The following is a 24,446-nucleotide window of genomic DNA, read 5'->3' on the forward strand; positions in this document are numbered from 1 at the left end:
CAGCTCAGTTGTGACTACTCTTCACAGACCGGTTTGACAAATACCTCGGCCATATCCCAAGGTTGTTCAATCCATGTTCCTTGAGCAACCTCTGTGACAAAGTCATCCACCAGTGGTTTACCTTGTGGTTTAGCATACACAGTCACAAAATGTGCTTTGGGATACATCTGTCGAATTGCTTTAGCTGTACCACCTGTATCAACCAAGTCATCAATCACGATAAACCCTTCACCATCTGTATCGACCTTTTTCAATACTTCCAGATCACGTTGGTTATCATGATCGTAGCTTGAAATACAGACCGTATCGACATAACGGATCCCTAACTCGCGGGCCAAAACCGATGCGGGTGCTAACCCACCGCGACTGACCGCAATAATCCCCGTCCACTGTGTAGCGGGTAATAAGCGTCTGGCTAATGTTCGTACGTCTCGCTGCATTGTCTCCCACGAGACATGAAATTTATCTGTCATAACAACCCCAGATTGATTACTAATAGTATTAAGCGTATGCAAATTTAATGATAAACAGTACCGCTAAGAACCAAACGCTTGCTGAAACTTCTTTATATCGACCACTCAATATTTTGATCACTGCATACGAGATAAAACCTAATGCAATGCCATCCGCAATGGAATAAGACAATGGCATCATAATCGCAGCAACAACAGCAGGAGCCGCTTCAGTTAAATCATTCCATTCAATGTTAGCCATACCTGAAATCATCAGTACGCACACATAAAATAACGCACCAGCTGTCGCATACGCAGGGATCATACCAGCCAATGGCGAAAATAGCAGAGCCAGTATAAACAAGATACCAACAACCACAGCAGTCAGCCCAGTACGACCGCCCGCTTCAACACCGGCACCACTTTCAATATAACTAGTGGTACTGGATGTCCCAAAAAGTGCGCCGATAACAGTCGCGCTTGAGTCAGCCAACAGCGCTTTTTTAAGGCGAGGGAGGTTACCTTTGGCATCTAACAAATTACCACGTTGTGCAACAGCCATCAGAGTTCCAGCCGTGTCAAATAAGTCGACAAACAAGAAGGCAAAAATAACGCTCAACATACTGACATTAAATGCGCCAGCAATATCCAGTTGCAAGAATGTAGGTGAAATGCTCGGTGGCAGAGAAATAAGACCATTAAAATGGTTCATCCCAAAGATCACAGAAAGCAGTGTAATCAATAGGATAGAAATCAGGACACTCCCTTTGACTTTACGACACTCTAAGCCAACGATCAGGAAAAAGCCCAATGCCGACAGGAGTATCTTGGGTGATCGAAGATCCCCTAAACCGACTAAAGTGGCCTTGTTCGCAACGACAATTCCAGAGTTTTGCAGGGCAATAAATCCTAAGAACAAACCGATCCCCGCGGCAATACCCACACGTAAACTAAACGGAATCGAATTAATCACCCATTCACGCACTTTAAACAAACTTAAGCAGATGAAAATGCATCCTGAGAGAAAGACTGAGCCCAGCGCAACCTGCCAGCTGTACCCCATCCCCAACACAACGGCATAGGTAAAAAAGGCATTCAATCCCATACCCGGTGCCAAAGCAATAGGATAGTTGGCATAAAAACCCATAATAAAGCACCCAGCAGCTGCAGCTAAGCAAGTCGCCACAAACACCGATCCATTGTTCATACCCGCTTGAGATAAGACCGACGGGTTAACGAAGATAATGTATGCCATGGTCAAGAAGGTCGTAAACCCGGCAATGACCTCCGTGCGTACAGTTGTCTTATGAGCCTTAAGTTTAAATAACTTTTCTAACATCGTTCTATTCCTAAGATTGTTGACCAAGAGGTAGCAAACTCCTACTACCCAAGAATTACTGAGGGGAACTACTTGAAGCGCGGTATTATATAGCTGAGCGTTTCGCTTGACCAGAGCCAGATACACATCAACTATGGGGTTAATACTCTCGATAGTGTTATTGATCAAAAAAGGCGTTAGAATCCAAGTAAATGAATCACCGATTTTGAGGTCTATTTTGACAGCTCTAAGCGAACTTAATCCAAAACCAATTTGGCAATTTTTTGAAAAAATATGTTCTATTCCTCATCCGTCCTACCATGAACAAGCGCTCGCTGAATGGATCATGGCTTGGGCTCAGAGCAGAGGCCTTAACGCGCAGCGCGATGAAGTCGGCAATATTATTTTGCGTAAAGCGCCAACTACTGGCATGGAAGATCGTAAACCCACCATTCTACAAGCGCACTTAGATATGGTGCCGCAGGCGAATTCAGACAGTCAGCATAATTTTACCAGCGATCCAATTGATGCCTATGTTGATGGCGAATGGGTGACCGCCAACGGGACCACGCTCGGGTCAGATAATGGGATAGGCCTATCTAGTATTTTAGCTGTTTTTGATGCTGATGATATCGCTCATGGTCCATTAGAGGCGCTGTTAACCATGACTGAAGAAGCGGGTATGGATGGTGCTTTTGGCCTGAAACCAGGCTTACTCAATGGTGAAATTCTATTAAATACTGACTCAGAACAAGAAGGCGAAGTCTACATGGGCTGCGCCGGCGGTGGTGATACGCATGTCATCTTTCACGGTGAACAAAAACCTGCACCAGTAGGGCTCGGCGCCACCCTCACAATTAAAGGATTGAAGGGGGGCCACTCTGGTTGTGATATTCATACCGGGCGTGCCAATGCCAACAAATTGATGGCTCGACTGCTTAATGAATTGAGCCAACAGTGCCCATTTGCTTTAGCTGCATTCAACGGTGGAAACTTACGCAATGCGATTCCGCGCGAAGCTCACAGCCTCATCGTCATCAATGAAGATAAGCTCTCTCAATTAGAACAGTTTATCGGCAATTTCCAACAGACACTTGAAATAGAACTGGGAGCAGTTGAGACTAATCTCACGATTGCTATGCAAAGCACGACACCCAGTGAGCAAGTGTTTACTGACAGCTTTAGCCAAACGTTGCTTCGAGCACTGAATGCCTGCCCCAATGGCGTCATTAGCATGAGTCAAGAGATCGAAGGCGTGGTCGAAACATCATTGAATTTAGGTGTTGTTGAAACAACTGCAAACGGACAGGTCAAAGCTAACTTTTTAGTACGCTCATTAGTTGATAGCCATCGCAGCCATGTTGAGGACATGTTAGCCTCATTATTTAAACTCGCGGGTGCCGATGTCCATTCTGATGGTGGCTATCCGGGTTGGAAACCTGATCCACATTCACCCATTATGGATGTTGTTCGGCAAACCTATGCCGATCTTTATGGCAGCACTCCAAATATTATGGTGATTCATGCAGGGCTTGAATGCGGCTTATTTAAAACAGCCTATCCACATTGGGATATGGCCTCCTTTGGGCCAACCATTAAATTCCCGCACTCCCCAGATGAAAAAGTGAATATCGCCTCAGTGGAAAAATACTGGCAGTTATTGCTCAATACCCTTAAAAATATTCCAAAAGCATAACCATCACCATGGGGCAGTGCTGAGCGCTGCCTCTATCAGCTTTGCCAGTCATCAAATTGTAAGCTCAATTGTTGATTCGCTTTATCACTGAGCGTCACCGACAACCCCACTAAACGGACTCGACGCCCTCGCCCACGTTCAAAGGCTCGGCTCACGAGCGCCTGCAATTCACTGCATTGCAAAAGGGTGCTGCGACAAGCAACTGTGGTCTGGGTAAAATCATGGAACTTGAGTTTAATCTGCACCCCTTGGAATAACTGCTTGCCAATGCGTTGATGCAATTCAGGAAGCTGTGCTAATACGGCTTGGAAACACTGTTCAGGCGTATTTAGATCGCTGGCAAAGGTATGCTCAACACCGACTGATTTACGAATTCGTGTCGGCTCAACGGCGCGCTCATCAATGCCTTGGCAGCGTTGGTGTAAAATTGGACCAAACTTACCGAACCACTCATGAAGTTGCTCAGGTGTGTATTGCAATACGTCAGCACCAACATTTAGGCCAAAATGCTGCAATCGCTCCCATGTTCTCGGCCCAACACCCGGAATCTTCTTTAATACTAACTGCAGTGCAAATTCACGTACATGGCCAGGCTCTATCACAAACAAACCATCTGGCTTATTCTCTTCCGAGGCAATTTTAGCTAAGAACTTATTCGGAGCAACCCCTGCGGAGGCGGTCAGCTGAGTTTGTTCAAAAATCTGCCGCCGAATGGCTTGCGCTATTAAAGTAGCACTCCCGTGACACAAATCAACATCGGATACGTCCAGATAGGCTTCATCCAGAGAAAGTGGTTCAACCAATGGGGTAACTGCCAAAAATATCGCCCGAATTTGTCGTGAGACTTCTTTATACAAAGCCATTTTCCCTTGGATAAGAATCAGCTCTGGGCATAATTTAAAGGCGTGAGCGGTGGGCATAGCAGAGTGCACACCATAGCGGCGAGCGGGATAATTACATGTTGCGATCACCCCGCGAGTTTGAGAAGAGCCGCCAATGGCTATAGGCTTATCACGTAATGTAGGGTTCTCTCGCATTTCAACGGCTGCATAAAAGCAGTCCATATCAATGTGAATGATCTTTCGCATAAGAAAATGGCTGTATGAATATACAGCCATTTTAGCTTAATCGAGCGAAAAGTCACCCAAAAGCAATAAAAAATAAGCAACGGATACAACACGCGCGCTGGCCATCTTCGGCACTATTTGATTATTGAGCAGCGACTAATGGCTAAATAATTCTATTTTCTTTCACCATAGCTGCGCGCTGTTGTTCTTTAGCCATCCGAGCTTTGCGTTTTTCACATGGCTCGGGGCAATCACAGACTTTCTCAAGACCAAGTGCGGCGATCCCGCCACAGCTGCCTGAAATCGTCTTGCGCTGAATAACATAGCCGATTGACATTGCGCCAACAACCACTAAAAAAACTACAAACGTCACTAAAAAATAACTCATATAACCTCCTAAACGGAGCCTGACATCCAAACTCGCAGCGTTTTAGCCTATGGATGATCAACCGTCGCATCACTTCATTATCACGAATGTTTGTACTCGGAACAACCTCGGCCATTCATTTGTAATAAAAAAGCCAGCCTCAGGGACTGGCTCTCATCAAATAATGCGATAACTAGCCCTCACTATCCGCCAAAGTCATCCAGCAGAATATTGTCATCTTCAACGCCCAGATCTTTGAGCATTTTAATAACAGCCGCATTCATCACGGGCGGGCCACACATGTAAAATTCACAGTCTTCTGGCGCTTCATGGTCTTTAAGATAATTATCATAGAGCACATTATGAATAAAGCCAGTTTTACCCGTCCAATCATCTTCAGGAAGCGGATCAGAAAGTGCAACGTGCCACTCAAAGTTCTCATTCTCACTCGCGAGCTCGTCAAAATCTTCAACATAGAACATTTCACGTTTTGAACGAGCCCCATACCAGAAACTAATTTTACGCTTCGTGTGCAAACGACGTAGCTGATCGAAAATATGGCTACGCATTGGCGCCATGCCTGCACCCCCACCAATAAAGATCATTTCCGCATCAGTATCTTTGGCGAAAAATTCACCAAATGGCCCAGAAATAGTCACTTTATCGCCCGGCTTTAAACTAAATATATACGATGACATGCGCCCTGGTGGTAGGCTTAAATCACGTGGCGGTGGTGTAGCGATACGCACGTTTAGCATGATAATGCCTTCTTCTAATGGATAATTAGCCATTGAATAAGCACGGATAGTTTCATCGGGGGTTTTTGCTTTTAGCTTGAAAAATCCAAAGTGATCCCAATCAGCGCGAAATTTTTCTGGGATATCAAAGTCTGCGTAATTAATGTCATAAGCAGGCGCTTCTATTTGAATATACCCACCAGCACGAAATGGCACACTTTCACCGTCTGGAATTTGAAGCTTAAGCTCTTTAATAAACGTCGCTTTGCTATCATTAGAGATAACTTCACATTCCCATTTTTTGATCCCAAAAATCTCTGCTGGCAGTTCTATTTTCAGGTCGTTTTTCACTGATACCTGACACGATAAACGGCAGCCATTACGGGCATCACGCTTACTAATATGGTCAAGCTCGGTAGGCAAAATATCACCGCCACCTTCACGGATAACGACCCGACATTGACCACAAGAGCCACCGCCACCACATGCTGACGAAACAAATACGCCAGAGTTAGCAAGAGCTCCTAGCAGTTTGCTACCAGGCTGGGCGATCAGGGTTTTATCAGGATCGCCATTAATCTCAATTGTGACATTACCGGCACTGACTAACTTTGATTTAGCAAATAAGATCATCACGACCAAAGCCAGCACAATTACGGTAAACATCGCTACGCCGAGTACAATTTCCATCGACTCAATCCTTGTTTTTCAAAATCTACAGCTGGACACCTGAAAATGACATAAAGCTCATCGCCATAAGGCCTGCTGTAATGAAGGTAATACCTAAACCGCGTAAACCAGCTGGTACATCTGAATACTTCATCTTCTCGCGGATCCCCGCCAACGCAACAATCGCGAGTAACCAACCGAAACCACTACCAAAGCCGTAAACAACTGACTCAACAAAATCATATTGGCGTTGCACCATAAACGAGACACCGCCGAAAATGGCACAGTTCACGGTAATCAGTGGCAAGTAGATCCCAAGTGCGTTGTACAGCGCTGGAACATAGCGGTCTAAGATCATCTCCAATATTTGAACGAGAGCAGCAATGACGCCAATAAAGGTAATAAAACCCAAAAAGCTTAAATCAACATTGGGTAAACCTGCCCAAGCCAGCGCCCCTGGTGCCAACAGATGAAAATAGATCACTTGGTTAACAGGCACCGAAATACCTAACACCACGGTGACCGCAATTCCTAACCCTAATGCAGTTTTAACCTTTTTCGACACCGCCAAAAAGGTACACATACCCAACAGAAATGACAGTGCCATATTCTCAATGAACACTGATTTAATAAAAATACTGATTAAATGTTCCATGCTCTACTCCTTGGGCTCCTGCTGCTCAGGCCGCCACGTCCGCATTGCCCAAATCAATAAGCCGATAACAAAGAATGCACTGGCAGGTAATAATAATAAGCCGTTAGGATGATACCAACCACCGTTGCTAATCAATGGCAGCAATTTATAGCCAAAAACTGAACCCGAACCAAGTAGTTCACGAATAAAGCTGACGACCATTAAGATCACGCCATAACCTAACCCATTGCCAATCCCGTCTAAGAAGCTTTCTAATGGTGGGCTTTTCATGGCATACGCTTCGGCGCGGCCCATCACGATGCAGTTAGTAATAATCAAGCCCACATAGACAGACAACTGTTTGGACACATCATAGGCAACAGCGCGTAGGATCTGATCCACTACGATCACCAATGATGCAATGATTGCCATCTGCACAATAATCCGCACACTCGATGGAATATGGTTACGGATCATAGAGATGAACAAGTTTGAGAAGGCGGTTACTGCCGTTAAGGCTAGCGTCATCACAAACGCATTTTGCATCTTACTGGTCACCGCTAACGCTGAACAAACACCGAGGACCTGCAGGGTAATCGGGTTATTAGCAATAATCGGCCCAAAGAGAATCTTTTTAGTTTCTTTCACACTAGCCATTGTTTAGATCTCCTTGACGTAATTTAGTCAGATATTTGGAATATCCCAAAGAACCTAACCAAAATTTCAGAGTATTACGCACACCATTACTCGTCAATGTCGCCCCAGAAAGCGCATCAACTTTAGAAGGAGCACTCGGATCAGCCCTCCCTTTAACAAGCGTTAACGCTGGCTGATAACTTGCGTTGTAAAGTTTTTTACCAATAAATTCGGCTCGCCAACTCGGATTTTCAACTTGCGCGCCAAGCCCTGGTGTTTCACCCTGCTCGTAATAGATAATTCCTTTAACAGTGTTTCCATCAGGCGCAACCGCTAAAAAGGCATACATCATCGACCACAGCCCTCGGCCGTGGATAGGCAAAATAACTCGCTCTAACTTGCCTTGTTTATCATGAACTAGATAAATTTTTGCATAATTAGAACGACGCATAATACCAACTCTGTCATCCTTTTGAGCCAGCTTAATACTCATACTCGGATCATCAGCTGCTTTGCGCTGATCAAATGTCTGCGGATTAATTTGACTCGCGGGCACGTAATTACCAGTATTGAGATCAACAATTTTCGCCTCAAGGCGTTGTTTGAATAAACTCGTAATGGAGTGACCCGCAACATCAACACCCGAAACTTGCAAAATATTACTTTGCTTATCGAGCTTTTTATTGTGATCTTGCATGCCCCGCAGACCAACTGCAGCACCTGAAACCACAATAGAACAGATGAGGCTGATACCAACTACAACTGCGAGCGTTTTGCCTAGTGAATCATTACCCGACATTACGTGCCATCCTCCGCTTAATATTGGCTTGTACGACGAAATGGTCAAATAGTGGTGCGAACAAATTCGAGAATAAAATGGCCAACATCATCCCTTCCGGAAACGCCGGATTCACCACTCGAATAAACACCACCATGGCACCAATCAGGAAGCCATACCACCAACGCCCTTTATTCGTAAATGATGCGGAAACAGGATCCGTCGCCATAAAGAACATCCCTAACGCGAATCCACCTAATACCAAATGCCAGTAAGCCGGCATAGCAAACATCGGATTTGTGGTCGACCCAATCAGGTTAAGCATTGTACTCACGGTCGTCATCCCAATTAGAACACCCAGCACAATACGCCATGAGGCAATCCGTGTGTACATAATGACTAACCCACCGAGTAGCAACAAGAAGGTCGATGTCTCACCCATTGAGCCCTGAATAAATCCAAAGAAAGCATTACTCCAGGTAATTCCAGCTGCGTGTAACGCTGGCAAGCCACCACTGGCCGCAACACTCAAAGAGGTTGCCCCTGAAAAACCATCGACGGCTGTCCAAACCGCATCGCCTGACATATTGACAGGGTAAGCAAAGAACAAAAATGCACGTCCGGCTAATGCTGGATTAAGAAAGTTTTTCCCAGTTCCACCAAACACTTCTTTAGCGATGACGACCCCAAAGGTTATACCAAGCGCGACTTCCCACAATGGAATGGTAGGCGGCAAGGTCAGGGTAAACAGAATAGAAGTAACGAAGAACCCTTCATTGACTTCGTGTTTACGCACCATAGAGAACAAAACTTCCCAGAAACCGCCGACAAGGAAGGTCACAGCATAGACAGGAATAAGATAGAACGCACCATATATAGTACTTGCCAACCACCCAGCTTGCGCGCCCATCGGTACACTTAAAAGGTGCATCAAGGCATCGCGCCAATCGTGAAACGGTGAAAGGCCAGAGGCGATAGCATGGTTGGCCTGCGCTCCGATATTGTACATCCCAAAAAATAAGGCGGGTAACAACGCGGCCCAGACAATAATCATCATCCGTTTTAGATCAAGATTATCGCGAACGTGAGTATATCCTTTGGTCACCGTCCCCGGAGTATACAAAAACGTCGCGGTTGCTTCATACAACGCGAACCATTTTTCATGCTTGCCACCAGGCAAGAAATGGGGTTCTAGTTTTTCAAAAAAGTGCTTCAGACTCATGCTTAACCCTCCGCTTCAATTTTGGTTAAACACTGGCGGAGCACTGAACCATATTCATACTTGCCAGGGCAGACAAACGTACACAAAGCGAGATCTTCTTCTTCTAGCTCCAAACAACCAAGTAGTTGCGCACTATCCGTGTCGTTACTTAATAAATCACGCAGTAGCATCGTGGCTAGGATATCCAAGGGCATCACTCGCTCATATTGACCAATGGGCACCATCGCACGCTCGCTTCCACCAATTGTTGTGGTCATTGCGAATTTTTTCGATTTATTCCAATGCGAGGTAAACACGCGGGCGAGCGAGAACTTGTTACCACCGGGGACCCCCCAACCAAGTAACTCTTTTTCATAACCTTCTTTAAGAACGCTTACTTGAAGATGATAACGACCCAAATAAGCAGATGGCCCAGCCGCCGTCGAGCCACTTAGGAGACTCCCAGAGACAACCCGCAGGTCAGGTTCATCAACCAGCTGTCCTTGAGTGATTTCATCTGTTGATGCGCCCAGTTCAGTGACCACTAAGCGTGGCTCTTTTACTGCTGGGCCAGCTAGGGATATCACTCTCTCAGCGTAAATTTTACCCGTTGTAAATAACTTGCCAAAAGCAATCACATCTTGGTAGTTAATGGTCCACACTCTTCGTGTTGTACTCACTGGTTTGAGAAAATGAATGTGGGTCCCAGCGAGCCCTGCTGGATGTGGGCCAACAAAGGTTTCTTCGTGGACGTTACTAGCAGTTGCTTGAGGAAGTGAATAATCACCTTTACAAACAAAGACTTCACCATCGGTTAATCGACTCAATAGCGTTAATCCGTCGATAAACGCTTGCGCCTCACGATCAATAATGATCTTGGCATCTGCCGCAAGCGGATTGGTATCCATTGCAGTAACAAAAATTGCACAAGGCTGTGCATCAATCGCTGGAATATGGCTAAATGGCCGCGATTTAAATGCAGTCCATTGACCGGACTCAACCAGCTTGGTCACGATCATATCGCGTTCCAACTGGCTTAGCTGTGCGCCATCTATGGCGCCAAAGTCTTTGCCCGGTTGACCATCTTTAGCAATAACTACCGACTGTAAAACCCGCTGCTGGCCACGATTAACGGCCACCACTTCACCTGAAGCTGGAGCTGCGAATAATACACCGGGATTTTTTTTATCTTCAAATAAGATGTCGCCTTGAATGACGTGGTCACCAACTTTGACTTTCATTGTCGGCCGCATCCCGACATATTCTTCGCCAAGTATAGCGACATGAGCACAAGAGACTCTATCCGTAACTTGCTGCTTTGGAGCCCCGCTAATGGGAACGTCCAATCCTTTTTTTATTGATATCATACTCTCTTACACATTCTATTAGGTCGGAAGATGAGTGATTGTTTAATGCTGGTTAAAAACTTTCGCAATAACCTCAGCGATTGCTGATATTTAGCTTACAACCGATTAAAAACCGCATTATTCTAGCACCAACTATCAACATTCGGTATTATAAATCGTTCAATTGCTAGGGATATTCCAAGTTTTGTGGGCTATGCCCTTGCGAATCGCCCGAGTCTATACTAGGGCTAATGACCGCCGTTTTTTATCCAAATATTCAATAGACTCGCTAAGTCTAGCTGGAATCATTGGATTATCCAGTTCAGTCGCTACCACGGCAATTAGGTGATTCAGGTGCACTTTGACGTGCTTGCCACTCACTGGCTGTGTAAGTATGTATGGCTAAAGCGTGAATAGGGCCAGCTAATAGCTCCGCAAGCGATTCATTAACTTGACGGTGACGCGCTAATAATTTTTGCGCAATAAATTGTTCACTGACAATCACCACTTTAAAATGGCTTTCAGAACCTGCCGGTACGTGGTGACGATGGCTTTCATTTTCAACTTGCAAATAGCTCGGTGCAAACTGTTGATGTAAGCGCTCATTGATCTGGTCTTCAACGGACATAAGCCCCCCAAGTGAGTAGTAGTTGTATGACATTATAGGTACCAAGACGTACTTTGTCTGCTTATTGGTAAACAGACGCGCTTTTGACTCCGCGCTTAGTGGTGCTACTCAAAAGAAGCGCTTTTCGAAACAACGTGACGAAAAGTCAAATTAATCCGTGGCGCCACCATCCGCTTGGTTTGAGCAATACAATGTTGATACTGCAATTGCGTATCACCTGCCATTAATAACAAGCTCCCATGACCTAATTGCAGTTCACCGATTTTATTCTTACTGGAACGCTCTCGCAGTAGAAATCGTCGTTCGCTGCCAAAGCTCAATGATGCAATCATTGGCGCCCCGCCTAATTCTCGCTCATCATCACTATGCCACCCCATCGCATCATTACCGTTACGATATAAGTTCGCTAGTACGCTATTAAAAGGGACCTGACAAACGTCACTAAGATCTGTACGCAACTGCGTTAACAGCTCGGGCCAAGCTTTAGGCGCACGACGCTGCCCACTATAGCGATAACTGCAATGGGGGTCGGCAATCCATGCCGATAAGCGCGGCTCTTTAACCGATCGACCAAATAGTTGAATATAATGTTGTTCCCAGTCAATGGTCTGCACGACGTTTTGGTAGGTCAATTGACTCCAACAAGGAGCTAGAAATAGCCAGCTTTGCGCACTCAACTCTATTTTCTCAAATGTCTCGAACATCGCATCCATCCTATCGCGTCAGGCGGGGTCACATCAGTTAAGCAATCAAGGTTAGTTATCGCATTATCATAGGTCTTAGGCTAGAATCCGTTGCGAAACTTCACGGTGACACAAGCAATGATCCAGCAAGCCTCAGTACAATTTGACACGCATTTGCGTATCGAACGTTTTCCCCGTCCACAATCCACCGATTTGCAAGCGTGGAATAGTGCCGATCGCCTCCTTATTGAGCATGTTAAACAACAGATCGACTCCGATCAAACGTTGGCTATCTTCAATGATGACTTTGGTGCACTAAGCTGCGCTTTAGCCAATTATTCGCAATATTGGTACAGTGATTCTTGGTTAGCGCATCAAGCGTTAGCCCATAATCGTAGCGCCAATCAACTCACTGTACTGAGGACTAGGTCGACGATGGAACACCCAGCCCCAGCCGATGCATGGTTAATTAAGGTGCCCAAGAATCTTGCACATTTAGCCCATCAACTAGCGCTCATCAGTCAAGTCGCCAAACCCAATCAACCGATTATTTTAGTCAGCATGGTAAAATTCTTGAGCAAAGGGGTATTTAAGTTAGTCGAACAATATTTAGGACCGCTAACTACCTCTCTTGCGCAGCAAAAAGCTCGGCTGATTTTTAGCCACCTGCAAAAGCCAGCGACCCCTTGTGAGTATCCGTTGCGTTGGCACGCAGCACCGTATCCATGGCAGCTAGACGATCATGCTAATGTCTTTTGTCTGGGCAAACTGGATATAGGTACTCGCTTTTTGCTCAACAACCTACCTAAGGGCCATTTTTCCAATATAATTGACCTAGGCTGTGGGAACGGCTTATTGAGTTTGGCTGCTCGAAAACACTGGCCCGATGCACAAATCATTAGTTGCGATGAGTCGTTGATGGCTGTCGAAAGTGCAACAATCAATATGCGGTATAATTACCCAGATGCCGAGCCGCGCTATCAAGCACGCGCTGACCATTGTCTCAGTCAACAGAGTGACAATTGGGCTGATTTGATTTTGTGTAACCCGCCATTTCATCAACAACAAACTATTTCTACAGCTATCGCACAGCAAATGTTCACCGATGCCTATCGTGCATTAAATAAAGAGGGGCAACTGTGTATCGTTGCTAATCGTCATTTACCTTATCCTCATTTGCTCAAAAAGCAGTTTGGCGGGATTAAGGTGCTCGCATCCAATCCAAAATTTGTTATTCTGGTAGCGATTAAATAATTTTCGAGGTTATCATGCGTTTGTCGAAAAATTTTTCCCAGTGGCTCGGTATAGGTACGATGAGTGTCATGCTCGCGGCTTGTAGCACCATTCAGCCACAGCCACAACCTCAACAGCCAACCGTTCAGGGTGAACCACCCGCTCAGCCAACCCAATCGGCCAAACCCTCTAAACCGGCTAAGCCGCCACAGCTAACTCAAATTTATATTGATCCTAACCCTTCGGTGGGCAGTGCGCGGGCCATTCCCGGTCTGGTGGTCAATTTAAGTGTGCATGATCTGCGTGCACAGCAGTTTTTAATGTCGATCCATTATCCCGACCAGGAACAGGCAAAGTTGGTATCGAGTGCCAACAACGTGCGTTTAGCGATTTATAAAGCCATTAAAAAAAGCCTTACTGACCGTGGAATAACTATTGACGATAACGCCCCGAATCAACTACAAATTGATATTATCTCGTTACAAAGCAAAGCGACGCAAAACACACTGAGTTATGTCGCCATTGACCAAGTCACTTTAAAAGCGACGTTTAAATCAAAATCTCGTCAAGTTGTGCGTCAGTATACAGCCAGTCGACGCAATACTGGCAGTTTGGAAGTTGATGTCAGTGCACAGCAGAATCAGCTAAATCAAACATTGGATGCGGTACTTACGGGCTTATTAACCGACCACAAATTATTAGATCAGGATCAAGAATGAAACGTTTTTATCTCATCATGTGCAGTGCGTTAATTAGCTTAAGCGCAAACGCTACCTCGGTTCGTTTTAATACCACTAAGGGCAATTTTGATGTGACATTAAATTGCACCAAAGCACCGATTAGTTGTAAAAACTTTCTCAGCTATGTCAAAGATGGCAGCTATAACGGAACAATTTTTCACCGCGTGATTAAAGATTTTATGATTCAAGGCGGAGGCTACACGGCACAAGGTACGCAGCGACCAAGCCACGATCCAATCAAAAATGAATCTGATAATGGTTTATCGAACGTGACGGGTACAATTGCGATGGCGCGCACCAGCGATCCTGACTCAGCTACGCGTCAATTTTATATTAACGTGCATGATAATCCGTTCTTAGATGGTCAACCAGGTAAACCCGGCTATGCCGTTTTTGGTCATGTCACACAAGGGATGAAGGTCGTTCAAGCTATTTCGCATGTGCCAACAGGGATGAGCCCCACATTGGGTATGCCTAATTCTCCGGTAACGCCTGTTATTATTCAATCTGTTACACTCATTAAGGATTGATGAGTAATATAGCCCCCCGCTTAGGCTGGCGAGAAAGTGTTAAACTTTACGGTCAAAAGCCCGTTCTGTTAATGCTCAGCTTCGGTTTTTCTTCGGGGCTTCCTTTATTATTAGTATTTTCAACCTTTTCTTTTTGGCTTCGTGAGGCAGGGATTAGTCGCACTGAAATTGGTTTTATCAGTTGGGTGGCCCTCGCCTATGGTTTGAAATGGTTATGGTCACCATTGGTCGATAGGCTTCCCATCCCTTGGTTGACGAAGCGCATGGGGCGGCGTCGCAGTTGGATGTTGCTCGCTCAAATGGGTATCATCATTGGATTGTTAGGCATGTCCGTGGTTGACCCCAAACATTCTATTATCAGCATCACCTTGTGTGCACTAATAGTTTCATTTAGTTCGGCTACTCAAGATATTGCGTTGGATGCCTTTCGCATCGAATCAGCCCCAGAACGCTTGCAAGCGGCTATGGCCGCAGCTTATATGACGGGTTATCGACTAGCAATGATTACCTCAGGAGCTGGCGCATTGTGGCTTGCTGCTCTTTTTAGCCAGGGGAGTGGCTATCAACCGCACGCTTGGCAATTAGCCTATTTGTGTATGGCCGCCATTATGGGAATTGGGGTATTCAGTTGCTTCATTGCCAATGAGCCTAACATTCCCAACACTCGCCATATCTCCATCGCCTTAACTCGCCGACTACATCGTCGGGGTTACACACTTAGAACCGCAGGTTTGCTCGCTTGGTTAGTCGGAACACTGATCCATCCTTTTACTGATTTCTGGCGGCGCTATCGATGGTTAGCTGTTTTGATCCTTGCCTTAATCAGTACCTTTCGGGTCGCTGATGTCGTCATGGGCGTGATGGCCAATGCCTTTTATGTTGATCTCGGTTTTAGTAAGGGAGACGTGGCTAGCATTTCAAAAGTATTTGGGGTACTGATGACGCTAGTGGGAGCTGGTATCGGCGGACTATTAGTCAACCGCTTGGGCACGATGCGAATTTTGTTTGTCGGTGCATTATTAACCGCGAGTACCAACTTACTCTTTAGCTATATGGCAACTCAACCTGCCTCACTGGGTTTACTGACTCTCGTGATAAGTGCCGATAACCTAGGCGCGGGGATCGCTACAGCGGCCTTTATTACCTATCTGTCATCACTGACCAATGTGGCTTTCTCAGCGACCCAATATGCCATGCTCAGCTCAGTCATGTTGTTATTGCCTAAATTTTTAGCCGGCTTTTCGGGGTATTTGGTTGATAAAATCGGCTATAGCCACTTTTTTACTTTAACCGCTTTGATGGGGATCCCGGCGTTGTTGATTATTCCGCTATTGGCTTATTTACAACCAACGCATCACACTGATCGATAATCGGATTGCGCTCTCTTTTCATACCCAAATTGATAGCGCTTCGTCATTTGGGTCAGAATTAAGTTCTTACTAGAAACAGCACTTGCTGACTATCTTCAAATTGAAGGAGGATGATTGAAAAGAGACGTCTCTGCTATTTCATCCAATACGCATGCCAATATAAAACGCAATAAAACCGATACAATATAAGCAGAACCATTGGACCAACACCCCTTTGAAATTTAAGATCAAACTTGATCATAAAAACGCGCGTATCCACTCACTCAAGTCGGTCACTCGTTAGAGGCTCGGCGACAACGTTTGCATAAGATAATCTCGAATATAGTTTAATCCCCACGGCCATTTACCAAACCCAGATTCGGCATTGATGTGGCCCGCATCGCCCATATCCACCCTGTGTGCTTGCCAAATATGCGCCCATTTCTCAGCGTTATCCCAATCCATCAACACATCATTATGGCTGGCAAACATCAACACTGGAACTAATGGCGTCATATGAAGAGCATCATCTACTTCAAATTTGGCGGGGTTCGCGGGCGCAACGACGACGACCATCGCAATTTGTTCAGGGTATTCAAAACTATAACATAGACTCGCTAACGCCCCGAAACTATGCCCGATCAAAATAATTTTTTGAGGCTCATCCAGCAACGAAAGGCTCCGTTTAATCGCCGATCCCCAGCCATGGATATCTGGCGTCTTCCAATTTTTTTGCGTAATTCGCAGCCAATCGGGGAATTGTTGATGCCAGTAACTTTGCCAATGTTCCTCAGAACTATTGCCAAGACCAGGAACAAGCAAAAATTGGTAGAGCCCGTCCCAATCATCAACAGGATTAGTCAACTGATTTAATTTCAACATCACAACCACTAGGGAAAAGACTCAGAACATAGCAAATGGCCAATAAATCGGCACTGCCTCCTGGACTTAAATTACGCTCAATCATTCGTCTGTCAAGTTCCCATAAGTGCTGGTCTGTCCACGACATTCGTAATAAACGTTGGGCCGAGTGTTGCACAAATCGCAACCCTGACATTCCCCCGCGAGACACTAAGTTAGTATCCTGATTGTAAGCCATAAGCGATAACAAACTATGCAACATCACCTCTTTTAAAGGACGATGCTGCTTGATCCCTGTTTGCCAAACAGGGAGTGCAAATCGGCGAACGGTATCAAAACCTCGTTCAGCCTCACCTCTAGCACCACTAAGCCCATAGCATTGATACAAATGCTCCCCCACCGTTTGAGGAGAAGGATTAGCCTGTAATTCTCGCTGAACTAACCCATGGCAAAATGCGCTAACTTGTCGACAAATACTCTGTTGCGTGATTTCGATTTGCCGCGCGCCAAGCCGACCTAGCGCGCAGCAAAGCAGCCCTAAAGCAAAAATGCCACCTTTATGACAATTTATGCCTCGGGTCGCCTGAAACATAGCTTGCTCACAGGCTTTGCCAATGGGACGTAATTCAGCTAAAACACGTTCGTTTGATGCCAATATACTGTGTTGACCACATTGGAAAAACAATCCAAACCAAGGAACAATCGCTTCTATACTTGCCAAAAACACCGCGATATCCATATCCCGATGAGCGCCATTAGAGAGACAATCAACTAAGCCAGGTTTGGGCGTTAAAGATACCTCGAGCCACAGCGCTTGATGGATGATTTTCGTCACATCGTCTTGATTTAATTGTGATGACTGTAATGGGGACCAAGGACGTTCAGGAAATACCTCAATGGGGTGTAAACCAGCCATCTAAGAGCTCCTCAATATGCCTATGAATTTGTTCTAAAGAATGACGCCGAGAGCGAGCACATTCATGGGCTGAATGCTGACACATAAAACAACGCCGCTGAGGATACCCCAGTTGCTGGCGACTCATTGGTCGAGCCGATTGATCCAGCACATCAATATCCCACAGACGGCCCAAGGGATGAGATTGTTCGGCAAGGATAGTTTGGGCTTTAATGTGCGCGGCTGGATGAGCCACTAACCATAAACTATAAAGCCCCGTCTCAGACATAAACGTTTCTTGTCGACGAATGGACCATAAATTTTGACTAAACAGTAATTGGCACGTCTGTTTGCCAACCTGCAATAATTGTCGATAATTAGGTTTATCTTTTATTGCCCCGGGGATCACTAACGATAATACCACCAGTGACACTGACGGACAGGTTGCTAACCATTGCCGATATTGAACAGCCCGATCGTCTCGGGCTGCAAGTAATTGTGGTAACGAAACGCTCATGACTATATCGAAGCCTTCACCTGACGAACCACATCAATCACTGATCCATCTCGATAACGAACCACACCAACGATTCGATCAGTAAACTCAATAGGTTGTGGTTCTCCTGTTAATTCAATCGCTTTTGCATATAACTGCTCAATAGACATCACTGGCAAGTGAGCCTCTAGCAAACGTTGCTTAATTTCAGCTCGAGCAGGATTCACCGCAATCCCATGATCGGTCACCAATACATCCACACTCTCTCCCGGAGTCACTCGCGTGGTCACATTTTTGACCACAGTAGGAATACGAGTGCGTAATAAAGGTGCCACAATAATGGTCAAATTAGCTGCAGCAGCCACATCACAATGTCCCCCCGAGGCACCTCGCATCACACCATCAGATCCCGTTAATACATTCACATTAAAGTCCAAATCTATTTCTAAAGCACTTAAAATGACAATGTCCAACTGGTCACAGCTCGCCGCCTTGGCTGCTGGATTCGCATATACGTTAGTCGAAATCTCAACATGCGTCGGATCTTGGCCTAATGAGGCCGCCGCTTTTCGATCAAAACATTGCGTATCTAATAGCGTTTCAATCAACCCTTGTTCATGTAGATCGACAATACTGCCAGTAATTCCACCTAAGGCGAACTTAGCCACAATATTTTGTCGCTGCATCCGTTCGGCCATAAATCGTGTACACGCAGTTGATGCAGCCCCAGAACCCGTCTGAATTGAAAACCCATTTTTAAAAAATCCTGAGAACTCAATTACATCAGCTGCACTTCTGGCAATCATTAACTCACGAGGGTTAGAGGTCACGCGCGCCGCTCCCACGCTTATTTTTGCCGGATCCCCCACTTGTTCAACCGGCACAATCCAATCAACTTGATCTTGGATAATGCTCGCTGGCAAGTTGGGATAGTCGACTAATTGTTCAGTTAATAAAATCACTTGATGCGCATACCGCGCGTCGACCATGGCATAGCCCAGTGACCCACAGCACGCGTGTCCATGAGTGCCATTGGCATTGCCATATTCATCACAGCTCGGTACACCTAAAAAGGCGACATCAATGTTGAGTTCCCCCTCTTGCAAGAGTTTCACTCGCCCCCCGTGAGAGTGAATCTGTACCGGCTCTTCCATCAACCCGTTGGAGATCGCATCGGCTAATTTGCCTCGCACTCCTGATGTATAAATACAGCGAATAACGCCTGATTGAATATGTTCAATCAGCGCATCATTGCAAGTCATCAATGAGCTAGAGGCTAAGGTAAGTCCATGAAACCCTAACTTAGCTAAACAGGCGACAACCATGTTAATCACTTGATCACCTTCACGAAACGCGTGATGAAATGAAATAGTCATTCCATCTTTTAACCCAGAACGCGCAATGGCATCTTCTAGCGATGCACAAATTTTACGCTGGCGTTTATCGGCCAAGTTGTCCAGCCAAGGCGTGAAACTATGCGCCTTTTTAAAAGGCACTAAATGATTAAGATAAGTAAATTGTTGATGTAAACGATCAGTTATTTCGGTCATGATTCATAATCCTTGTCAATTAATGGCGTATTCCAGAAGCATTCGCACGTTCAATGACCGAATGCGCTCGATTAATGATCGGGGCATCAATCATTTTGCCGTTCAGCGCGATCACACCGAGTCCTTTGTCTTCTGCTTGACGAGCCGCAGTAATCACTCGATGGGCATAATCAACATCTTCTTGACTAGGCGCATACGCATTGTGCAGTAACTCTATTTGCCGCGGATTAATCAATGACTTACCATTAAATCCAAGCTTGCGAATTAATGAAACTTCTTCGAGAAAACCTTCATCATTATTCACATCAGGATACACAACATCAAAAGCATCAATACCCGCTACACGGGCTGCATGCAAAATGGCACAACGTGCATAGAAAAGTTCAGTACCATCTCCCCGTTCAGTTTGCATATCCATCACATAATCAAAAGCGGCTAACGCAATACCAATTAACCGTTTCGAACAACACGCAATGTCGACGGCATTGACGACACCGGTAGCTGACTCAATAGCAGCCATAGTGCCAGTAGAGCCTTCTACTCGGCCACACTCTTTTTCTATGCGGGTAATCTGTTCTTCCAACTCATAGAGATCTTCAGGACGATCGGTTTTAGGCAACCGGATGACATCGGCCCCCCCCCTGACCGCCGCTTCGAGATCGGATAATCCGTAAAGGGTGTCCAGCGGATTAATTCGCACTACTTTTTCAATCCCGTCGTAGGCGGATAATTGCAATGCATGCATCACTAATAATCGAGCACTATCCTTTTCACGTAAAGAAACAGCATCTTCTAAATCAAACATGACTGAATCAGGTCGATAGACAAACGAAGTGGCTAACATGGCAGCATTCGAACCTGGGATAAACAGCATACTGCGGCGTAATTTTTTCATAGTAGTTTCCCCCATTCTAATTCGTTGCAATTCGCACCCCGTAAAATGGCACTTTGTACCCGAGCCCGGATCACACAATCCAGCGCTCCTTTATCTTCAATTACAATGAGTCCCTGGCTAACCCCTAGCTTACGCAGCTCTTCTGTTGTCACTGCGCGAATTCTTGCACCAAACTGCTTGATCACTTCACTGTGAATCACAATATCTAAGCCGTCAGACTCAGGGGAAACTTTGACCATTAGATCACTTGACTCCAGTGTTCCAGCAATGGCCTCTTGGATAATTTTCATATTTTTTTCCTAAAACTTAAGCGTTATAGATTAGACAGAAACAGGTTCAATATGATGTTGAATCACATCAAATGTCGTTTGAGGAACAATCGATTGAGCCTGCTTAAATTTCTGTTGTTGGATAAAACGACGCACTTGTGAGGCAGAAATAGGTGTCCCTTGTGCGCTCACCGTTCGGGGAATTTCGATGACATCGATCGCTGGATGCGCATCAATTTCAAGATGAGCAAGCCAATAATACATTTGAGCATTATAAGCCGCCGTGACAGGGCAATAAGGTTCAGTGCCAACAAACCGTCGAGAAATCCTTAAGGATGGGGCGATGTAATCACGAAAAAGTAACAGATCGATAGCCGCATAAGCATGCTCAACTTGCTGTTTATCTTTTAAAAAATAATTGGGGAATGTTGCTCTAGATACCAGATATTGGCCTCCCGAATGAACACTCACACACTCCAAATCAGCAAGGCCATTGCAAACCATTGCAAAGCGCTCGCGATAGGAAAACTCGGACGCTTCTTCGCGAACCACGAAAACATGTAACCAATCACAGTGCAATAGTGCTTGTTCAACGAGATAACGATGACCAAATGTAAAAGGATTCGCATTCATGACAATACCGCCTTGTACACCGCGATCATGGCGTTGCAAGCTCAATTGTTGACAAAAATGCGCAAGTCCCACGGGCGTATTTTCCATCAATAAAGCCTGTTTGGGTGCAGACACTAACGGATAAAACCCGCATTGCTTAAACACATCTTCATTAGATGGTTTGGTATATAGAAAAAGATGAGATCGGCCTTGCTCATAGGCAAATTTTTCAACTTCATTAAGCAAACCAGCTGCTAATTGGGCCCCCTGAAACTGGGGGGAGACTGCAACACAACGAATCGTTGTTCCAGCTAATCCAGCACATCCAACAACGCGCTGTTGAAGCATCATGACCAGTAAATACTCAATAGAATTGTCATAACCAATTCCAACACTATTGAGTAATGCAGTAATATCTGAATGAGGTGCACCATATCGACTCATATCGAGCCATTCAAACTGCATAAGCGAATAGTCATCCATCACAATATCTCAAATTCAACGTTAATGAGTTAACTAACTGATAACATCGGCTGGGCAATCACTGAAGAAACGCCCACCTGATCATCATCAATTACCCGGTTACTCAACCGACCAATCTGAGAGATCTCAACTTCAATCAGATCGCCTGGTTGTAAAAACAAGGGTGGATTACGTTTTTTTCCAACCCCCCCTGGTGAACCAGTTATAATCACATCACCTGGGTTAAGTTCTGAAAAAGTTGAAATGTAATGAATAAGTTCAGGGATCTTATGCACCATATTAGCCGTGCTATCTTGCTGAACTTGCTGGCCATTGAACCAAGTCATCAAGGTTAATTGATGCGGGTCTGTGATTTCATCCGCACTCACCAACCAGGGGCCAAAGGCCCCTGTTTGTCGCCAGTTTTTTCCTGCTGTAAACCATGCATGTTGCCAATCCCTAGCAGACCCGTCCATATAACAGCTATAACCTGCCACATAATTCAGCGCATCTTGCACTGCAATATGATGACCACTTCGTCCAATCACCACTGCTAATTCCCCTTCATAATCAAACTGTTTTGAATAAAATGGTTTGATTACTGGCTGGCGATGACCGACCTGAGAGTCAGCAAATCGAACAAATAATGTCGGGGCTGGATTATTTTCACCAAACTCCTGACGTTTTTGCGCATAGTTCATCCCCACACAAAAGATTTTTCCAGGATTAGGGATCACGGGTAAAAAGGTCACTTCATCACACGAAAACTGATGACATTGACTCAATTTATCTGCTAAATGGCCAAATACGCCATGGGCTAAAAACGATTTAAGATCTGGATAATGCTCAAACTGTCCGCCTAAATCGCTGATGCGATCACCTTGCACCACCCCATAACTTATGTGATGACCATATTGATAACTTGCAAATTTCATAACTTCCTCTGGAACAACATCAGACTAAAAAATTACCAAGGATCAGTAGCGCAACGGAAACATTAATGGCACCGCCAATGCGAGTTGCAATCTGAGCAAAAGGCATTAATACCATTCGATTTCCCGAAGTTAAAATAGCAACGTCACCTGTCCCGCCCTGCCCACTTTGACAACAAGAAACAATCGCAACGTCAATCGGATACATCCCGATCTTTTTAGCAACAAAGTAACCCGTGGCAACCAGCGATAAAACGGTCACGACAATGACCAGCAAATTAGAAAGTGTGAAAGCGTCCATTAACGATTGCCAAGGCGTAATGGCTACCCCAACGGCAAATAGCACCGGATAAGTCACTGATGTTTGGAAAAATCGATAAACAATATGAGATCCTTCCAAAAGACGAGGAGATACGCCATGGCACAATTTGATAATCACCGCTATGAATAACATCCCGACAGGTGCAGGTAACCCAATCCAATGTTGAATAAGAACGCCCACCATATACATTAACACCGCCAGTAAAACACCCGCAGCAATACTGGTAACATCGACATTGCCACTAAATCGGCCTGTTAAACTTCCCGAATTTTCCAATCCATTATCTTTATTAGGTAGCAAGTTTCCTTCGCCAGTCAGATGCGGATAGCGTTTACCTAACTGATTAAGACAGCCAGCCGTTACAATCGCGGTCAAACTACCCAGCATCACAATTGGCAATATTTGTCCAAAAGCGACCCCCTGCTTCATATGCAGTAATGTGGCATAACCAATTGATAACGGAATAGCCCCTTCTCCAACACCGCCGGCCATAATCGGGAGAATAATAAAGAAGAAAATATGAAATGGGGTCATTCCAAGTGCAATGCCTACCAGCATACCGATGCACATACCCACAATTTCGCCACAAATCATCGGGATAAATATTCGCATAAAACCTTGAATTAAAGTCTTACGATCCATACTCATGATGCTGCCGACAATGATGCAACAAATATAAAGATAAAGAATGTTTGTTGATTTAAAGAATTTCGTTGTAGATACCACGACATCATGGGGCAATAAACCATAGTAAACTAATGCAGATGGGATAAAGGTGGCACAAATGGCCGCAGCTCCCATTTTCCCCAATATAGGTAATCGTTTGCCAAATTCACCGCAAGCAAAACCGAAAAAAGCGAGTGTCGCGACCATTACAACTAAGTCACTTTTTAGGCTATGCGTTATACAATCAATAGCAATGAGTACACCACAAAGAATAAATATAGGAAGAGGGATAATCCCCACCTTCCAGTTATCCATAATATTCCACCATCGATTTTTCAAAGAAATTTTACCATTTGAACCCTTTATTTCGGATGTTACTGATACATCATCAATCATACTCATAATGAACTCCTTTAGTTTAG

At 45.1% G+C, this 24,446-nt stretch carries 26 protein-coding genes; 5 read left to right on the forward strand and 21 right to left on the reverse strand.

Annotation, left to right across the window (positions count from 1 at the left end):
- Positions 1–14 precede the first annotated feature (14 nt).
- Positions 15–473: a xanthine phosphoribosyltransferase gene (gene gpt / locus ABUE30_RS14920; protein ID WP_408624631.1), complete on the reverse strand. Its 459-nt coding sequence runs from the start codon at positions 471–473 to the stop codon at positions 15–17.
- 28 nt (positions 474–501) lie between these two features.
- On the reverse strand, positions 502–1,791 hold the full coding sequence (locus ABUE30_RS14925) for an NCS2 family permease (protein ID WP_408624632.1): 1,290 nt from the start codon (positions 1,789–1,791) through the stop codon (positions 502–504).
- A gap of 217 nt (positions 1,792–2,008) precedes the next feature.
- Here ABUE30_RS14925 and ABUE30_RS14930 point away from each other — a divergent pair, with 217 nt between their 5' ends.
- On the forward strand, positions 2,009–3,466 hold the full coding sequence (locus ABUE30_RS14930; RefSeq protein ID WP_408624633.1) for an aminoacyl-histidine dipeptidase: 1,458 nt from the start codon (positions 2,009–2,011) through the stop codon (positions 3,464–3,466).
- A gap of 35 nt (positions 3,467–3,501) precedes the next feature.
- Here the strand turns inward: ABUE30_RS14930 and dinB are convergent, their stop codons facing one another.
- The 10 genes from dinB to ABUE30_RS14980 form a co-directional block, all read right to left on the reverse strand.
- Positions 3,502–4,554, reverse strand: a complete 1,053-nt coding sequence (dinB, locus tag ABUE30_RS14935) for a DNA polymerase IV (protein ID WP_408624634.1) — start codon at positions 4,552–4,554, stop codon at positions 3,502–3,504.
- Between the two features lie 142 nt (positions 4,555–4,696).
- Positions 4,697–4,921: a (Na+)-NQR maturation NqrM gene (gene nqrM / locus ABUE30_RS14940; RefSeq protein WP_408624635.1), complete on the reverse strand. Its 225-nt coding sequence runs from the start codon at positions 4,919–4,921 to the stop codon at positions 4,697–4,699.
- Positions 4,922–5,103: 182 nt separating this feature from the next.
- Positions 5,104–6,327 (reverse strand): NADH:ubiquinone reductase (Na(+)-transporting) subunit F, encoded by a 1,224-nt coding sequence (gene nqrF / locus ABUE30_RS14945; protein ID WP_408624637.1) that lies wholly within the window; start codon positions 6,325–6,327, stop codon positions 5,104–5,106.
- Between the two features lie 25 nt (positions 6,328–6,352).
- Positions 6,353–6,961 (reverse strand): NADH:ubiquinone reductase (Na(+)-transporting) subunit E, encoded by a 609-nt coding sequence (gene nqrE / locus ABUE30_RS14950; protein WP_408624638.1) that lies wholly within the window; start codon positions 6,959–6,961, stop codon positions 6,353–6,355.
- Positions 6,962–6,964: 3 nt separating this feature from the next.
- Positions 6,965–7,597: an NADH:ubiquinone reductase (Na(+)-transporting) subunit D gene (locus ABUE30_RS14955; protein ID WP_408624639.1), complete on the reverse strand. Its 633-nt coding sequence runs from the start codon at positions 7,595–7,597 to the stop codon at positions 6,965–6,967.
- On the reverse strand, positions 7,590–8,375 hold the full coding sequence (locus tag ABUE30_RS14960; protein WP_408624640.1) for a Na(+)-translocating NADH-quinone reductase subunit C: 786 nt from the start codon (positions 8,373–8,375) through the stop codon (positions 7,590–7,592). Before ABUE30_RS14960 ends, ABUE30_RS14955 begins: the two co-directional genes overlap by 8 nt.
- Positions 8,365–9,576, reverse strand: a complete 1,212-nt coding sequence (locus ABUE30_RS14965) for an NADH:ubiquinone reductase (Na(+)-transporting) subunit B (protein ID WP_408624641.1) — start codon at positions 9,574–9,576, stop codon at positions 8,365–8,367. The genes ABUE30_RS14960 and ABUE30_RS14965 overlap by 11 nt, the downstream gene beginning before the upstream one ends.
- A gap of 2 nt (positions 9,577–9,578) precedes the next feature.
- Positions 9,579–10,922, reverse strand: coding sequence for a Na(+)-translocating NADH-quinone reductase subunit A (locus ABUE30_RS14970; RefSeq protein ID WP_408624643.1), 1,344 nt, complete (start codon positions 10,920–10,922; stop codon positions 9,579–9,581).
- Between the two features lie 301 nt (positions 10,923–11,223).
- A complete protein-coding gene (locus ABUE30_RS14975) occupies positions 11,224–11,529 on the reverse strand; it encodes a BolA family protein (protein ID WP_408624645.1) in 306 nt (101 codons plus the stop codon).
- 104 nt (positions 11,530–11,633) lie between these two features.
- Positions 11,634–12,233 carry an alpha-ketoglutarate-dependent dioxygenase AlkB family protein gene (locus ABUE30_RS14980; protein WP_408624646.1) on the reverse strand — a complete coding sequence of 200 codons (600 nt, stop codon included), beginning with the start codon at positions 12,231–12,233 and terminating at the stop codon, positions 11,634–11,636.
- Between the two features lie 117 nt (positions 12,234–12,350).
- Between ABUE30_RS14980 and ABUE30_RS14985 the strand changes: the two genes are divergently transcribed.
- From ABUE30_RS14985 to ABUE30_RS15000, 4 genes are read left to right on the forward strand one after another with little or no spacing between them, the layout of a single operon-like run.
- Positions 12,351–13,466 carry a methyltransferase gene (locus ABUE30_RS14985; protein WP_408624647.1) on the forward strand — a complete coding sequence of 372 codons (1,116 nt, stop codon included), beginning with the start codon at positions 12,351–12,353 and terminating at the stop codon, positions 13,464–13,466.
- A 14-nt stretch (positions 13,467–13,480) separates the two neighbouring features.
- Entirely contained in the window at positions 13,481–14,164 is a 684-nt protein-coding gene (locus ABUE30_RS14990; protein ID WP_408624648.1) for a YajG family lipoprotein, read from the forward strand.
- Positions 14,161–14,715: a peptidylprolyl isomerase gene (locus ABUE30_RS14995; RefSeq protein WP_408624649.1), complete on the forward strand. Its 555-nt coding sequence runs from the start codon at positions 14,161–14,163 to the stop codon at positions 14,713–14,715. The genes ABUE30_RS14990 and ABUE30_RS14995 overlap by 4 nt, the downstream gene beginning before the upstream one ends.
- Positions 14,715–16,085, forward strand: a complete 1,371-nt coding sequence (locus ABUE30_RS15000) for an AmpG family muropeptide MFS transporter (RefSeq protein WP_408624650.1) — start codon at positions 14,715–14,717, stop codon at positions 16,083–16,085. Before ABUE30_RS14995 ends, ABUE30_RS15000 begins: the two co-directional genes overlap by 1 nt.
- A 279-nt stretch (positions 16,086–16,364) precedes the next feature.
- Here ABUE30_RS15000 and ABUE30_RS15005 read toward each other — a convergent pair whose 3' ends face one another.
- The 9 genes from ABUE30_RS15005 to ABUE30_RS15045 are packed head-to-tail and all read right to left on the reverse strand — an operon-like array spanning position 16,365 to position 24,426.
- Positions 16,365–16,946, reverse strand: a complete 582-nt coding sequence (locus ABUE30_RS15005; protein ID WP_408624651.1) for an RBBP9/YdeN family alpha/beta hydrolase — start codon at positions 16,944–16,946, stop codon at positions 16,365–16,367.
- Entirely contained in the window at positions 16,921–17,841 is a 921-nt protein-coding gene (gene citG, locus ABUE30_RS15010; protein WP_408624652.1) for a triphosphoribosyl-dephospho-CoA synthase CitG, read from the reverse strand. Before citG ends, ABUE30_RS15005 begins: the two co-directional genes overlap by 26 nt.
- Complete coding sequence (citX, locus tag ABUE30_RS15015; RefSeq protein ID WP_408624653.1) at positions 17,819–18,337, reverse strand: citrate lyase holo-[acyl-carrier protein] synthase; 519 nt, start codon at positions 18,335–18,337, stop codon at positions 17,819–17,821. The genes citG and citX overlap by 23 nt, the downstream gene beginning before the upstream one ends.
- A gap of 2 nt (positions 18,338–18,339) precedes the next feature.
- Entirely contained in the window at positions 18,340–19,866 is a 1,527-nt protein-coding gene (citF, locus tag ABUE30_RS15020; RefSeq protein ID WP_408624654.1) for a citrate lyase subunit alpha, read from the reverse strand.
- 19 nt (positions 19,867–19,885) lie between these two features.
- Positions 19,886–20,761, reverse strand: coding sequence for a citrate (pro-3S)-lyase subunit beta (citE, locus tag ABUE30_RS15025; RefSeq protein WP_408624655.1), 876 nt, complete (start codon positions 20,759–20,761; stop codon positions 19,886–19,888).
- Complete coding sequence (gene citD, locus ABUE30_RS15030) at positions 20,758–21,051, reverse strand: citrate lyase acyl carrier protein (protein ID WP_408624656.1); 294 nt, start codon at positions 21,049–21,051, stop codon at positions 20,758–20,760. Before citD ends, citE begins: the two co-directional genes overlap by 4 nt.
- Positions 21,052–21,081: 30 nt before the next feature.
- Complete coding sequence (gene citC, locus ABUE30_RS15035; protein ID WP_408624657.1) at positions 21,082–22,107, reverse strand: [citrate (pro-3S)-lyase] ligase; 1,026 nt, start codon at positions 22,105–22,107, stop codon at positions 21,082–21,084.
- Between the two features lie 47 nt (positions 22,108–22,154).
- Positions 22,155–23,039, reverse strand: coding sequence for a fumarylacetoacetate hydrolase family protein (locus ABUE30_RS15040; RefSeq protein ID WP_408624659.1), 885 nt, complete (start codon positions 23,037–23,039; stop codon positions 22,155–22,157).
- A 19-nt stretch (positions 23,040–23,058) separates the two neighbouring features.
- The gene (locus tag ABUE30_RS15045) at positions 23,059–24,426 is read right to left on the reverse strand and encodes a 2-hydroxycarboxylate transporter family protein (RefSeq protein WP_408624660.1); all 1,368 of its coding nucleotides are present in this window, start codon (positions 24,424–24,426) and stop codon (positions 23,059–23,061) included.
- Positions 24,427–24,446 lie beyond the last annotated feature (20 nt).

This window comes from Celerinatantimonas yamalensis (assembly GCF_046054155.1).
Lineage (GTDB): Bacteria > Pseudomonadota > Gammaproteobacteria > Enterobacterales > Celerinatantimonadaceae > Celerinatantimonas > Celerinatantimonas yamalensis.